The 14129-nt window shown below is 44.8% G+C and carries 12 protein-coding genes; 5 read left to right on the top strand and 7 right to left on the bottom strand.

The features are described 5' to 3' along the window. Positions 1-87: 87 nt before the first annotated feature. The gene (locus QUA13_RS28680) at positions 88-609 is read right to left on the bottom strand and encodes a GNAT family N-acetyltransferase (protein WP_333204009.1); all 522 of its coding nucleotides are present in this window, start codon (positions 607-609) and stop codon (positions 88-90) included. A 447-nt stretch (positions 610-1056) separates the two neighbouring features. Here QUA13_RS28680 and QUA13_RS28675 point away from each other — a divergent pair, with 447 nt between their 5' ends. Next, positions 1057-3108 carry an ABC transporter ATP-binding protein gene (locus QUA13_RS28675; protein ID WP_333204007.1) on the top strand — a complete coding sequence of 684 codons (2052 nt, stop codon included), beginning with the start codon at positions 1057-1059 and terminating at the stop codon, positions 3106-3108. A 115-nt stretch (positions 3109-3223) separates the two neighbouring features. Here QUA13_RS28675 and QUA13_RS28670 read toward each other — a convergent pair whose 3' ends face one another. The 5 genes from QUA13_RS28670 to QUA13_RS28650 form a co-directional block, all read right to left on the bottom strand. Next, positions 3224-3442 carry a hypothetical protein gene (locus tag QUA13_RS28670; RefSeq protein WP_172184703.1) on the bottom strand — a complete coding sequence of 73 codons (219 nt, stop codon included), beginning with the start codon at positions 3440-3442 and terminating at the stop codon, positions 3224-3226. A 144-nt stretch (positions 3443-3586) separates the two neighbouring features. Beyond that, positions 3587-4804, bottom strand: coding sequence for a DNA double-strand break repair nuclease NurA (locus QUA13_RS28665; RefSeq protein WP_333204005.1), 1218 nt, complete (start codon positions 4802-4804; stop codon positions 3587-3589). A gap of 404 nt (positions 4805-5208) precedes the next feature. After that, the gene (locus QUA13_RS28660; RefSeq protein ID WP_333204010.1) at positions 5209-6003 is read right to left on the bottom strand and encodes an HAD hydrolase-like protein; all 795 of its coding nucleotides are present in this window, start codon (positions 6001-6003) and stop codon (positions 5209-5211) included. A gap of 237 nt (positions 6004-6240) precedes the next feature. Then, positions 6241-6975 carry a DUF928 domain-containing protein gene (locus QUA13_RS28655; RefSeq protein WP_333204003.1) on the bottom strand — a complete coding sequence of 245 codons (735 nt, stop codon included), beginning with the start codon at positions 6973-6975 and terminating at the stop codon, positions 6241-6243. A gap of 138 nt (positions 6976-7113) precedes the next feature. Further along, on the bottom strand, positions 7114-7851 hold the full coding sequence (locus QUA13_RS28650) for a DUF928 domain-containing protein (RefSeq protein WP_333204001.1): 738 nt from the start codon (positions 7849-7851) through the stop codon (positions 7114-7116). 338 nt (positions 7852-8189) lie between these two features. On the opposite strand from QUA13_RS28650, the gene QUA13_RS28645 reads away from it, so the two are divergent. From QUA13_RS28645 to malQ, 4 genes are all read left to right on the top strand, one after another. Further along, positions 8190-9980, top strand: a complete 1791-nt coding sequence (locus QUA13_RS28645) for a CHASE2 domain-containing protein (RefSeq protein WP_333203999.1) — start codon at positions 8190-8192, stop codon at positions 9978-9980. Between the two features lie 71 nt (positions 9981-10051). Further along, positions 10052-10810 carry a MinD/ParA family ATP-binding protein gene (locus tag QUA13_RS28640; protein ID WP_172184715.1) on the top strand — a complete coding sequence of 253 codons (759 nt, stop codon included), beginning with the start codon at positions 10052-10054 and terminating at the stop codon, positions 10808-10810. A 202-nt stretch (positions 10811-11012) separates the two neighbouring features. Beyond that, positions 11013-11138 carry a photosystem II protein Y gene (locus tag QUA13_RS28635; RefSeq protein ID WP_172184717.1) on the top strand — a complete coding sequence of 42 codons (126 nt, stop codon included), beginning with the start codon at positions 11013-11015 and terminating at the stop codon, positions 11136-11138. A gap of 467 nt (positions 11139-11605) precedes the next feature. Continuing rightward, positions 11606-13114 carry a 4-alpha-glucanotransferase gene (gene malQ / locus QUA13_RS28630; RefSeq protein ID WP_333203997.1) on the top strand — a complete coding sequence of 503 codons (1509 nt, stop codon included), beginning with the start codon at positions 11606-11608 and terminating at the stop codon, positions 13112-13114. A gap of 304 nt (positions 13115-13418) precedes the next feature. On the opposite strand, the gene QUA13_RS28625 is transcribed toward malQ, so the two are convergent. After that, positions 13419-14129, bottom strand: a 711-nt coding sequence (locus tag QUA13_RS28625) for a transposase (RefSeq protein ID WP_333203995.1), incomplete at its 5' end; no start/stop codon positions are given.

Here is a 14129-nt window from a genome sequence, read left to right as displayed (position 1 = left end):
AGTGAACTCACGTCACCGTCATCTTTCTACAGCAAGGCTTCTAAACCAGGCTCAGCACTCACCTTGACAGGGCTGGCCATGCACACCCTACGAAAATACTTGGCACTGGTAAATTTCTCGCGAGATAGAATAATATACTACATCAGTTTCGTAATAATGAGCATTTTTTTCATATTTCATGCCAACTTTCTGGATCAGCCGCTGGGAGGTTATATTTTCTGGGAGGGCGACCGCAACTATTCTCTCCAAATTTAATATTTCAAATCCATAGTTTAGACTAGCAAAAGATGCTTCAGTCGCCAATCCTTGATTCCAATAAACTTTGTCGATCGCATAGCCAAGCTCAACTTCCGGTGTTTTGTCCAGAAAAGCAAGTCCGCAGCGACCGATCAATTTACGGTCTATTTTATGTACTAAAGCCCACATTCCGAAGTAGTTTTGTTCCCAACGTTGGAGCATGGTATGAATGGCGATTTCTGTTGCTTCTCTAGTTTTAACTCCTGTGAGGTATTTCATTATTTCCGGATCGCTGTAGATGCGGTACAGCTCATCTAAATCTTCAGGCGTAAATTGTCTCAGATACAATCGGGCTGTCTCTATTTCGTGCATAATTTATCAGTACAAAATCTAATACACTTTCATTAAGACGACGGTGAAATGTAGAATCAATCTCTTCAATGCAGTGAACTGCATTTTGAAAATCCAGCATTTGAGCCAGCAAATAAAACCAGTAGCCTACTCTATGTCTAAAGGCATAAAGTGGCAAGTAGCGGGTATCCGCAATTCTAATAAATATGGGTGACTGAGCGCTGTATGGTTGGATAATTTGCTGGATCTGTAGAAGATTTCCTAATTTGACTGGCTCTATTTGCTACAATTATTAGTTGGACTATATTGTACAGCTTTTTTGCTAAAAGCTGAGCGAACCGATCTCGCCCGCCCGCCCTACAAGCCGCGAAGCGAAAAAAAAGCTCGATCTTCTCAGCAAAAGCGCCCGAGTTTAGCAGAATACTAGCTTCTGCAATCTAAAATCTAACATCTAAAATCTAACATCGGATGACAATTTCCTCACCAGTAACAGACACCAAAAACAAATCCGGCCAGGAAACAGACTGGCGGTTATTTCTGAGGTTGGCATCTTACGCAACCCGCAGCAAACGCTTGCTGATTATTTCGATCGCACTATTAGTACCGCTAGCAGTCTCAGGAGCAGTTCAACCGATTCTCATCGGACAGGCAATTTCGGTAATTCGCTCGGAACCTACCTACGAATTATTGCGGGGATTGCCTTTATCTGCTGCATTGAATCTTCTGGCAGTTTTGCTCATGCTAACTATAACAGTTAGATTGGCACTGCAATCACTTCAAGGCTATTTAGTCACGAAAGTAGGGCAAATAATTACTACAGATATTAGAAATGATTTGTTCACGCACGTCACATCGCTAGCAGTGAGATTTTTCGATCGCACTCCTGTCGGTAAATTGATGACTCGCCTCACCAGCGATGTAGAAGCTTTGGGAGAGGTTTTCTCTTCAGGAGCGATCGGCATTGTCAGCGATTTATTTTCTATTTTAGTAATTGCCATTTTCATGTTTACCATGCAGTGGCAACTAGCTTTAATGTTGGTGCTGATGATGATACCAATTACCGCAGTCATAGTTTATTTCCAGTATCAATATCGCCTAGCAAATTACACTACCAGAGAAGAACTTTCCGATCTCAACGCACAACTGCAAGAAAACTTGACTGGTATTGGCGTAGTGCAGCTATTCCGCCGCGAAAGATTCAACTCAGAATTGTTCCGGATCACCAATAAACGGTACATTAAAGCCGTTGACACAACTATCTTTTATGACTCAGCCGTATCTGCGACTTTAGAATGGATTGCTTTAGTGGCCATCGCAGGGGTTTTGTGGATGGGCGGCCAAAGGGTTTTAGCTGGGAATCTTAACTTCGGTACTCTGTCTGCATTCATTTTATTTGCTCAGCGTCTCTTCGATCCGCTGCGGCAATTTGCTGAGAAATTCACTGCAATTCAAGCAGGATTTACCGCCGTCGAACGGATTAGCGATATTCTCAACGAACCGATCGAAATTCAAGATCCAACTAGCGGGAAGAAGGAAGAAGGAAGAGGGAAGAAGGAAGAAGGAAGAGGGAAGAGGGAAGAAGGAAGAAGGGCAGGTTATTCACCGTTGTTGATAACTGGACATCCAGAGGCAACTGCTTACAACTTGTCTCCGTTCGATCGAGAATTGGTAGATAATCCTCAAAATCCAGCAAGTTCAGAATATCGTTTATTGCCTAACAATCCCCAATCACCCCCCGCCAACCTCCCCAAGCTAAGGGGGGGAGAAAATGCCAAATCGCAGAATTCAGAATCTGGAGAAATCCAATTTGACAACGTGTGGTTTGCTTACAAAGAAGACGAATATGTCCTGCAAAACCTCAATTTCACCATCAAATCCGGCGAAAAAGTAGCATTAGTCGGCCCTACCGGTGCGGGCAAAAGTTCGATTATCCGTCTTCTCTGCCGCCTTTATGAACCTAGTAAAGGGCGGATTCTGGTTAATCATGTGGATATTCGGGATTTGCCTCAAGCAGAATTGCGCAGGCACATAGGCGTGATTATCCAAGATGGCTTTCTATTTGCTGGCGATGTGAAGAGCAATATTAGCCTGGGAGAAAATTACTCGATTGAGGAAATTCAAGCAGCAGCAGAAAAGACAAATGTTGCCCGTTTAATCGAACAGTTGCCTCAAGGTTATGACACGCAATTGCGGGAACGGGGAACCAATCTTTCGGGGGGACAAAAGCAATTATTAGCGTTTGCTCGCGCCGCTATTCGCAATCCCAGTATTTTAGTTTTAGACGAAGCAACGGCTAGTTTGGATGTGGGAACCGAAGCTTTAATCCAAGAAGCTCTAGAGCGTTTGATGGCAGACAGAACGGCGATTATTATTGCCCACAGGCTTTCGACTATCCGAAATGTCGATCGTATTTTAGTGCTCAAACGCGGGCAGTTAGTAGAATCAGGCAGCCACGAAGAGTTGTTGGAGCAAGAAGGGTTGTATGCCAGTTTGTACAAGTTACAAATGCTGGGAAGTTAATATCTGAAGGAAGAAGGAAGAGGGAAGAAGGAAGAAGGAAAATTTTCGTAATCCCCAGATACCCGGCTTCTGGAAGAAGTCGGGTATTTAAAAAAATCAAAAATCAAAAATCGGATTACTTGCCCGAAATCATTTTCCCTAGGGTTTCCGGCAGGTGAATTATATGTTGGAAAAGCTGGTTGGGCCCGATGCCAAACAATAACTGCATCGCCAGCACAATTGCTGCTAAAGCAATCGCTGTACCGATGCTGGCTTTCAATACTTTAAAAGCCCAATTAAACACCAGCCAAGATACAAGTAACGAAGCAATTAAGATAATTAGTTCTATTGGCATATAACATTTTTAACTCTATTTAAACTCTACATAACTTACGGAGCAATACCAAATAAACCAGGTTTTCGCTCTGTATTAAAGGAACAAATCCATTATTTCCGTAAAAACCCGGTTTCTGCGTCCAAGATTACTCTACTTATTACTTTAAGCAATACTGCCGCGCTTCCGTGTTTCCTTATAAGAAATTCCCACATTTTTTAAGCCTGCTTTTATCATTTGCTGCTCTAACAAAGCGAAAAAGCGACTTCGATCGCCCCCCGTGACTACCGCTTGATTGTGAGCTTCTGCTAGCGTCACCGGATACCCGCCGCCTTTGTGTACTTGAGCCAGCATCATTCCTAATGCTAAATCTAGCTGTGCTGTATCTTGTGCTACCCATTCCGGCACTTCTATTCTAGCAATTTCTGTGCCTACGTGAACGTAACAGAAATAGACGGAATTAAGACCGTACAAATCTAAAATTCGAGCTTGCGATTTCCACAAAGGGCTTCTTTGTCCCGGTGACAGGATTGTTGCCCACAAGATGGCATCCCGCAAGGGTTCAAATTCTTGACAAGGTGCTTTTTCGGCGAAAGAAATTGTGGCTGCAAATCCGACGTTTGGGCAATTTGTCATGCAGTCTGGTACTTCGTGGGTGCAAGCTTCAAACCGTAAAAAAGATAAGCTTTCGCTGCTGCGAGAAGCGCTTAAGTATCCTAACAGCGGAATTCCTGCTAAACGCAACTTGTCCCAAGCTTCTAAAATTGGCAGCAAAATTTGATCGCGCGCTTCGCTGGGTAACTGTTCCAAAAACCAATAAATCAGGGAACCGTCTACCATTGCTAAAGCTGGCGCGGGCAATTTATTGTCGTTAAATTTTGCCCAATTGCATCCCATTTCTGCTAAGGCAATTGCTTCGGAAACTGCTCGCCGGTATCCCATCCATTCTTCGGTTCTAATTCCCCACTGTCGCGAACCGTACAAGTCTTCGGGTTTGTAGAAAACCTCGGGTACGCTGTCTAAAACTGGGTGGCGGCTTTGCCCGTAGTGCAGCATGACTGTGCCGACGTTTAGCAAGTAGCAGTAGGCTATTTCGTGATGGTTGGGGGAAATTTGCGAGCCGTCTGTGGCAAAGACTGTGTGAGCGGCGGGGGGTGCGGTGATGTAGGTGCGATCGGACAATGGCTCGATCGGCGTGGCAGCATTAAATAAAGTGCGATCGCGCCAATTCTCTTGCAATTCCACCAATTTTCCCTGTTCCGCTGCAGCCTTTACCAGCAAATTCTGAGCCACTTCCAAACGCTGGCGAGCCGCGTGAGCTTCCACATTCAAATGTTGGCTCATTCCCTGCATTGCCTTGGCTGCTTTAGTTAAATCGAGCATTGGTTTTAAGTTTCAATATTAGAAAGCTTTCAAGCTGAGAAATTATCAAAACACTTTTCAATTTTTGGGTTCCGAAGCTTGGTTATTTGTCATACACGCGGTTTGATAAACTAAAATACTTCGTACCGGCCCGCAGAAATAGCAAAAAAACCAGTTTTTGAGGTTATTAGTACCTCCAAGAGTCGATCAAAAAAACATTATTTTTGTCGATATTCTTGCTTTTTTGGGTAATTTTTGTTATATTTATTTTATAATCGGATGGTGGGAAGAATATTATTTTTTCCACCATCCGATTATAAAATACCATGTCTCCGCCGCAAAAGTCAACAAAAAAGATGTAAAATTTTGTGCGTTTTTTTGACTATGAAAAACAAAAAAAATCCCACCTGCCAACAAATTGAACATCAACATTCGCTCGGCAGCCAATCGGCAAAATCTCCGGCAAACTGCGACAGAGAAAGCAATTGAACTGGTGGATTTTGGGCTACAGATTCCCGTTCGGGCAAAGTATTGTAACCCCAATCAGCCAAAAATAACCTCACGTGAGATAAATCCGGCTGCTGCTTCACCGACAGCAAAGTTTTTAACCTGTCTTCCACAAACCAAATAGTCGAATCTTTGGCAGACGCAGCCAAAAATTCCCGCAAAATTTGGTGTTTTGGCTTGTTGTATTCCTTACCAAAAATCAACTCTGACGGCATTTGTACGCCTGCTAGCTGCAAAAGTTCTCGCACAAAACGACCTTCCTTTGTAGTGACGATCGCCACTTTAACCGAACTCTCCTGCAAGGAGTGCAAGCGATTGGCTACCCCTGGATAAAAGCGGTGCAAAGACAGCCACCCAGCTAAATCCTCAGCAATCCAATTATCGCGCAATCCGTCTAACATAGCGCCGACAGACTGCGCTTTCAAATTATTTTCCGTCAATAAATGCGGTACTATATTCGGCCACTCCAGCAAAATTTGCTCTTCCGTAATTCCTGTCAGCAGTGCGCGGATTAGCAGCGGCATTTCCCAACCAGTTTCGATGGCCGGCCGCACTCGGTAAAAACTCAAAGCTAAATCTGCATCTGGCACTGTTTCAACTGGTTTCCAGATTTGACAGTAGGTACGCCAAGCTGTTTGGAAATATTCGATTAGTCCGTCACAAATTACACCGTCAAAATCAAGAGCCAGAATTGTCGGAAAGTTATTAGGCATCAATCGATTTTAGATTTTAGATTTTAGATTTTGGATTGAAGAATTGAACAATTGGAGAATTGAAGAAAGCTATCTCACGGATTAATCCGGAGACTTGTTATCGGATACTATTTTTTGGTTGGGCCAGGATAAGTACCGGGCTTGTACCCTGGCTGCTTTCGGTCGCTGAATTGAATAATTGAATAATTGAATAATTGACTATGCAAACACTCAGCATTGATTGGTCAAGAGTCGTTATTAAAAAGACTGAACTAGCGGTTGAGCGGCAATCGATTCTAGTCCTTGAGACTGCAACAATTGTGTCCACTCGGTTCTCAGCCGCGAATCATCGGGTGCGATGCGCCGCATTTGGGCTAAAGTAGCAAGAGTCTCGTACCAAATCCCATTTTGAGCATAAGCAATCAGCCTCGCCCTCGGGTCTGGATTTGCCAAATCGCTCTTGAGAGTTGCCTGGGGTTCAATTCGCTGAATCCATCCTTTAACAATATAATCTCCGGAACGCTCTAGAGGATCGCAAGCTAGTGCAAACGACCACACATATCGCTTACCAACCTCAATATTTTTTGTCTTGTCTTTCTCAGAAATGCTAACTCCAACAATTCCGGCTTTGTCATTTTTGATAGTAGTTTCGTAGACTACTTCGGATTCATCTTCGTTTAGCAAAACAAACTCTACTTGAGCCGCTGGTTGAGAAACATATACAAAAAATGTTGGCGACTCTGTTAGCGTTAAACCAATATTGCTTTCAGGTATTAAGGGAGTAATTGATAAACCTTCGCGCAACTGACAGCCTCGATGCGTCCCTCCTTGTCGGTTGTCGGGGGCTGTGACATCTGGAGGTTTGAAATTAACATTCTGACTCAGCAGAATTGGTGCAGGCACAGCCTGCATCGGTGAAACCAAACTGGGGAGAGTAACGGCGATCGCCAATACAGCCATCGCCAGTGCAGTAAAATGTAGAAAACGTTTCATTTTTTCACCAACTTGTAGAGATATTATAGATCGCATCTCTACTGTTAAGCCGGAGTTTAAACCTCGCGCGATCGGGTAAATTTGTCAATTTTTACATCGCAATCGAAAGACCGACAAAACTTCAAGAAATAGCGAGATTTAAAGAGGGCCAACCAGCGGTTGAGTTGCAACTGATTCCAGTCCTTGGGACTGCAATAATTGCGTCCACTTAGCTGTCAGCCTCGCATCCCCCGGTGTCTGGCGTCGCATTTGGGCTAAAGTTGCGAGAGTTTCGTACCAAATCCCATTTTTAGCGTAAACGTTGAGCCTAGTCATCGGGTCGGGATTTGCCAAATCACTCTTGAGAGTTGCCTGCGGTTCAATTCGCTGCACGAACCCTTTAACAACTAAATCTGCAGATCTGTCTTGGGGGTCGCAAACCATCGAAAACGACCAGACGTATCGCTTACCAACTTCAAGGGATTTGTTGTTGCCCGTGGCAGGAATGCTCACTCCCACAATCCCGGATTTGTCAAGTTTAAAAGTTTTTTCATAGATCACTTTGTCCTCGTTGTCGTTCAACAAAGTAAACTCTATTTCTGCTGACGTTTGAGGAACATAGACAAAAATGGTGGGAGACTCTGTTACGGTTAAACCGATATTAGTTGGAGGTACTAAAGGAGTAATAGATAAACCCGCCGGACAAAGCTTGCTGCCGCGATGTGTCCCTCCTTGTCTGCTGCTGGGGGCTGTTACGTCGGGAGGCTGGAAATTAACATTTTGACTCAGCAGAAGCGGCTGGGATTGTGCCCGCATCGGTGCAAGTGAACTGGGGACGGTAGCTGCGATCGCAGATACTGCGACCGCAAGTGTAGCCCGATGTAGAAAACGTTTCATTTTGTTGTACCTTTCACTATAATATTGCAAACACAGACATTCGCTGATGGCGACAAATATTTTTGAGCGGCTAGTCGAGGGCGCAGATACACAATTGGAACCTTGACATATCATCAATAACATTAATTAATTCGATCGGCAAGTGGATTCTCCGTCCGAAAAATCATGCCACCTAGGTTCCCAGTATAATTGCATACAGTATATCGCGGTAAACTGTAAAATTTTGTTAAAAAGCGGTCGGAGTTTCCCGGTGTTCTAAGATGGAGGAAGTCTCCGGCAGGGGGCAAAGGCGAAACAACTGCTGTTCCAGAAACGAGTCAAACTTTTATGCTGGGATAATGAGTAAAATATCTAACAAAATTCGATCGGCAGCGGCTCAATTGAGTCAAATGTATAAACCATCACTAGCATTGGTTAGGTCTGTATTAATTGCCAGCGCGGCAGTAACATTATCCTTGATCGGGGCCAGACAGCTAGGAATACTCGCTCCAGTAGAATTAAGCGCTTACGATCAAATGCTGAGGTGGCGTTCCGACGAAAAGCCAGACCCGCGCTTGTTAGTTGTGGGGATTACCGAAGCAGACATTCAGAAATTGAAACAGTGGCCGATATCCGATCGCAAAATAGCTGAAATATTACAAAAACTCGAAAAAATGCAGCCGGCAGTCATCGGTTTAGATGTACTGCGAGACGTACCTTTAGGAGACGGGCGCCAGGAATTAACCAAAATTTTACAAAAAAGCGATCGAATTATTGGAGTATGTTTAGTTACCGACGGCAGCCCGGACAATCCCGGTTCTCCGCCTGCGCCGGGGCTGCCACAAAACCGGGTAGGATTTGCAGATTTCGGAGTCGATCCGGGCGGCATACTCCGCAGAGCTTTATTATTTATGAAACCGCCGACAATAGAGGGCAAATCCTCGGTGGAAAAACATCTTTGTAATGACAATTCTCAAGTTTTATTTTCATTCAACCTCCAGCTAGCACTCAGCTACCTGCAAGGACAAAAAATCTCTCCCAAACTGGCACCCGATCAATCTTTATGGCTGGGAAACACCCAATTAAAAAAATTAGAAAGCAATGACGGAGGATACAGAAATACCGATGCCAGAGGATATCAAATATTAATTAACTATCGTTCGAGGCTGCAGGTGGCAAACCAAGTCCGAATTACGGATGTTTTAGAAGGGAAAGTTGACCCGAATTTAGTTAAAGGTAAAATAGTGCTCATCGGTTATACCACAGAAACAGTTAAAGATTTCTTTTATACTCCTTACAGTGGGCGACAGCAAAGCAAGCAATTCATGCCGGGTATCGTGGCACACGCACAAGTAGTCAGCCAAATTTTGAGTACAGTTTTAGACAACAGACCGATGTTTTGGTTTTGGCCGGAATGGGGAGAAATCTTGTGGATTGCGGCATGGTCAATTGTGGGAGGAACCTTGGCATCGCGGATGGCTCACCCAGTGCGGTTGGCGGTGACATTCGCAGCAATACTGTCTGGGTGTTGCGCGATTAGCTTTGGGATTTTTCTGTTGGGAGGGTGGGTGCCTGTGGCAGCGCCAGCCTTAGCATTAATCCTAACTGGCGGCAGCATAGTATCAGCAGACAGATTTAATAAAGCCGGATACGGGAAAGTAATTAGCGATCGAGTAAAACAAGTCTTCAAAATCGAAATAGACCAAGCCAAAAAAGACCAGCAAGTCGCAGAAATCACAGAATCTGATTTCTTTAAAGAATTGCAGCAAAAGAAAGATAAACTGAGGATTAGCAAACAAGAAACCTCTGAAAAAGCACCTTCCGATCCCCAAGAAATAACTGCTAGTAACGCAGAGCTTGCCAAAGGGCAAAGTCAGGCAGATGAATACTTAGCTCAATTGCAGGAAAAAGCCAGACAGCAGAAGCAGCGCGCCGCCGTGACTGAATCGGAAAGCGGCTCAAAAACGGTTACCCCGAGCGATGCCTGTTCGGGTGCTAGTTCAGCCGAAACCAAACCCGATGACGAGTTCAGCGATTTGCAAGCCAAAGCCAAACAAATGCGGCAGCGCAGGGGCGCAGAAAAGAGGATAAAAGATGAAAAAATGGATAGTTTAACAGACAAGGAGGATTTGGGGGACAAGGAAGAATGACAGAGAACTCGACTGCATCGAGAATTGCATCATAATGGGTTCTCGCCGTTTCTTACCCTCATACGCAGATCATGTCCAAAATCATCTCTGTCCACTCTTACCGGGGCGGAACTGGCAAATCGAACACGACAGCAAACCTGGCATCTATTATCGCTCGCGGCGGCAAGCGGGTCGCCATTGTAGACACAGACATTCAATCGCCCGGGATTCACGTGCTGTTCGGTTTCAGCGAAAGCAACATGGATCGCTGCCTGAACGATTACCTGTGGGGCCGGTGTCCGATGGCGGATACGGCCTACAATGTGAGTTCGCTGCTGCCAAAATTAGCCAGTAACGGCAGCCTCTACCTGATTCCTTCAAGCATTAAAGCAGGCGAGATAGCGCGAGTTTTGCGCGAAGGCTACGATGTGGGGCTGCTTACCGACGGCTTTCAAGAACTGATCGAGGTTCTGGACTTAGACTACCTATTTATCGACACCCACCCGGGGCTCAACGAAGAAACCCTCCTCAGCATCACCATTTCCGACATCCTGCTGTTGATTCTGCGTCCGGATCAGCAAGATTTTCAGGGAACGGCTGTCACGGTAGATGTGGCCCGCAAATTAGAAGTTCCCAAGATTTTGATGACGATCAACAAAGCCCCTGAATCCCTAGATTTCGAGGATTTGAAGCAGCAAGTAGAGAGTATTTACAACATCCCTGTTGCAGGGGTGCTGCCCCACAGCGACAAGATGATGCTTCTCGCCAGCAAGGGGGTGTTTGCGCTGCACTTCCCTAAAGATCCTCTAACTAAGGTGGTGGAAGGGATTGCGAAACAGATTGTGGGATAATTGGTGCAGCGAATGTCGATCGCCCGCCCAGGAGTGAGTTTCGATCTCAATTCCTCCCGAGCGATGTCCTCCTGCGTATCCGGCTGCCGGCGGAGCAACTTTCAAAGGCGAAAATATTTGGTTAAAGACTCAGGAGAATGGCGACAAAATGAGATACAAATAGATTATGAGAATTTGTTAAAAAACTTTAGGAGGAGAACTCATGGATTTTGACTTCCGCATACTAATAGTATTGCTGCCCGTATTGTTGGCGGGCGGCTGGGCTGCGTACAACGTCGGCACTATAGCTCTCAAACAAGTGCAGAAATTGTTGAACAAGCAAGCTTAAACTCAGCCTCTTTTCAGGTAATCCCGCAGCCGACTGTTTATTGAGATACAAAAACAGCCGGCTGATTTGTGCATTGGCTCTGCTTAACTGATGGCTGATTTTTGGCAAGCGGGCAATTTACGGCCGCAGAGAGATGGGGCAAAAGCAAAAGAAAAGTTATATTAAAAAGCTTGCCATAAACCGGGTGCAATTGACCAAAATACGTCTTTGCTGCAGGCGATACCCGGTACAAGAACCCGGTTTATTCGCGAGGCGATCGCGTAACTCCGGATTTTGATGTTTTGGGCTCTCCTCTACACTTGTGAGTAGAACCCAAAACAAATATTTGGCAAGCACGTTCCCGCAGAAAATATGAGACAATCACAAAAGTATTTGCCCTGACAAGCGCCCTAAAAACTGCGAAGTTTAACTTGTAGGGAATATCGGTCAAATTGTCAATGTTTAATTCCTATATCTTTAGATAGATTATGCTTTTTCCCCGATCGAGCGGCATTCTACTCCACCCCACATCCTTTCCCAGTCGATTTGGCATTGGGGACATGGGAATAGAAGCATATCGCTTTATTGACTTTTTAGTAGACAGCGACCAGCAATACTGGCAGGTATTGCCGCTGGGGCCGACAGGATACGGCAATTCTCCTTATTCGTGCTATTCAGCAATGGCGGGAAATCCGCTGCTGATCAACCCAGAACTGCTGCGGGACGACCAATTGCTCGCCGATGAAGACTTCGCTAATTTACCAGAATTTCCGCTCGATTATGTAGACTTCGAGCGGGCGATCGCCCTGAAAGTGCCTTTGCTCAAAAAAGCTTGCGAAAACTTCCAAGCCAAAGCATCGCCGATCCAGCAAAAAGAATTCTCAGCTTTTTGCCAAAGCAAAGAGAGTTGGCTGGAAGATTACGCCTTATTTATGGCACTAAAAGACAACTTTGGCGGTGTTAGCTGGAACAATTGGGAACCAGAAATTGCCCGTCGAGAACCAGAGTCGGTAGAGAAGTGGCGCCAGCAGCTAAGTGCTGAGATTTATTACTACAAATACGTCCAGTTTGAGTTTTTTCGCCAGTGGACGGAGTTGAAACGCTATGCCAACCTGCGGGATATTAAAATTATTGGCGACATTCCGATTTATGTAGCTCACGACAGCGCGGATGTGTGGTCTCATCCAGAAATATTCTGCTTGGATGAAGCCACCGGAGAAGCAGCTTTAATGGCCGGAGTTCCCCCTGATTACTTCAGCAGTACAGGTCAATTGTGGGGCAACCCCGTCTACAATTGGGAGAAGTTGCAAGCAAATAATTTCGAGTGGTGGGTGCAGCGTTTTGAAGCGATTTTCGCTTATGTAGACGTGACTCGGATCGACCACTTTCGAGGATTTGAGGCTTACTGGGCGGTGAAACGCGGGCAAGAAACTGCGATGTACGGAGAGTGGATTAAAGCGCCGGGAATAGCTTTGTTGGATGTAATTAACGAGAAGTTTGGCAACTTGCCGATTATCGCTGAGGATTTAGGGGTAATTACTCCAGAAGTAGAAGCTTTACGCGATCGGTTCGAGTTTCCGGGAATGAAGATTTTGCAGTTTGCTTTCGGCGCGGGCCCTGGCGATCCTTTTTTGCCTTTCAACTACGATCGCAACTGCGTAGTTTACACCGGCACCCACGACAACGACACGACTGTCGGCTGGTTCAATCAACTGCAAAACTACGAAAGAGATGAGGTTTTGCGTTATTTGGGCTGCATCGATCCCCAAGGAATCCACTGGTCTTTAATCCGCATCGGTTGGATTTCTATTGCTAATATGGCAATTGTGCCGTATCAAGATTTGTTGGGTTTGGGTACGGACGCGCGGATGAATTTTCCGGGGAAAGCAGAGGGAAATTGGGGATGGCGGTATCGACCCGAAGCTTTGAATGGGGAAGTGGGCGATCGGCTCAAAACTATGACTTACATCTCCGGTCGCGCTCCAAATAAAAATTGATCGTCTGGAATGGGTAGTTGGTAATTGTTAATAGGTAATATCAAATCTGTTAGCATCAGAATTATTCCTATCTATATTCTCGCTCTCTGCGTGAATCTGCGTCAATCGATTGTCATCTGCGGCCCGAGAAATTAACTTTTTTTAACCGCAGATGAGGGCAGATAAACACAGATTAACGCAGATGAATTAGATCGATTCCGTTTGCACCATTCATCCGTGATTGTTGACTGTTGACTGGATTTGACTATTCCGATGCAACCGAAATGGCTCTAATTTGTAATTGTTAACGGGACTTAAACAAATTTTAAGCCCAAACAAAGCCTAAACTGGCTTTATAAGCGGAGAATACGTCCCAATTTTGGTTCAACCATTTCACAAACCTAAAAGATATGGCTGTCCGAAATGCTTCGAGTGCATCACTAAAAGTGCTTAAAGGTTTGTTTGCCCATTGGCGCCTTAATCCTCCTGTTAAGGTATGCCAGAGAATGAAACTGTAGGCACAAAACACCATAATAAAATGTCTTTTAAGGCTGGTTTCATCTCGGATTTGATATTCATTTAACCCCAACCAGCCCTTGGCTTCCCGATAGAAAACTTCGACCCAATTTCTTTGTGAATAAGTTTTTAGTATCCACTCCTCTGTCGCTGTTGATAAGTCAACATTACTCATCAAATAATCTATTTCAGTGGCGGTATCGAAAGTATCTGCATTCATGACGATGGCTATTACTTTCTTACCCGTGCATTTTGATAATTCGACTTCTTTAATTGCTACCCATACTGTTCTCGGTCGTTCGAGATTGAGTTGAATTTTTGTGAAAGCCTCTACAGGTAAGGCTTTTGTTAAGTTGTCTGCTCGAATTTCCTCTGTTTCATTTTCGGTTTTTTGAATTATTACTTTGCGATTTTTGGCGATTCCTCCGATGTATTTTAATTTTCGGTTTTCTAATTCTTGTAAAAAACTGGTGTTATTACCATACCCTGCATCCATCAAGACTATTCCTGGTTTATAGCC

It is taken from the genome of Microcoleus sp. S28C3, from assembly GCF_036700785.1.
Classification (GTDB): Bacteria; Cyanobacteriota; Cyanobacteriia; order Cyanobacteriales; family Microcoleaceae; genus Microcoleus; species Microcoleus asticus.
Note: the sequence above shows the minus strand (reverse complement) of the source record. Positions and strands in the feature narration are given on the sequence as shown.

Bases quoted from the DNA above. Each gene is read 5' to 3' on its own strand.
- QUA13_RS28660 (WP_333204010.1), bottom strand. From the start codon at position 6,003: ATGCCTAATAACTTTCCGACAATTCTGGCTCTTGATTTTGACGGTGTA.
- QUA13_RS28675 (WP_333204007.1), top strand. From the start codon at position 1,057: ATGACAATTTCCTCACCAGTAACAGACACCAAAAACAAATCCGGCCAG.
- QUA13_RS28670 (WP_172184703.1), bottom strand. From the start codon at position 3,442: ATGCCAATAGAACTAATTATCTTAATTGCTTCGTTACTTGTATCTTGG.
- QUA13_RS28635 (WP_172184717.1), top strand. From the start codon at position 11,013: ATGGATTTTGACTTCCGCATACTAATAGTATTGCTGCCCGTATTGTTG.
- QUA13_RS28665 (WP_333204005.1), bottom strand. From the start codon at position 4,804: ATGCTCGATTTAACTAAAGCAGCCAAGGCAATGCAGGGAATGAGCCAA.
- malQ (WP_333203997.1), top strand. From the start codon at position 11,606: ATGCTTTTTCCCCGATCGAGCGGCATTCTACTCCACCCCACATCCTTT.
- QUA13_RS28640 (WP_172184715.1), top strand. From the start codon at position 10,052: ATGTCCAAAATCATCTCTGTCCACTCTTACCGGGGCGGAACTGGCAAA.
- QUA13_RS28680 (WP_333204009.1), bottom strand. From the start codon at position 609: ATGCACGAAATAGAGACAGCCCGATTGTATCTGAGACAATTTACGCCT.
- QUA13_RS28655 (WP_333204003.1), bottom strand. From the start codon at position 6,975: ATGAAACGTTTTCTACATTTTACTGCACTGGCGATGGCTGTATTGGCG.
- QUA13_RS28645 (WP_333203999.1), top strand. From the start codon at position 8,190: ATGAGTAAAATATCTAACAAAATTCGATCGGCAGCGGCTCAATTGAGT.
- QUA13_RS28650 (WP_333204001.1), bottom strand. From the start codon at position 7,851: ATGAAACGTTTTCTACATCGGGCTACACTTGCGGTCGCAGTATCTGCG.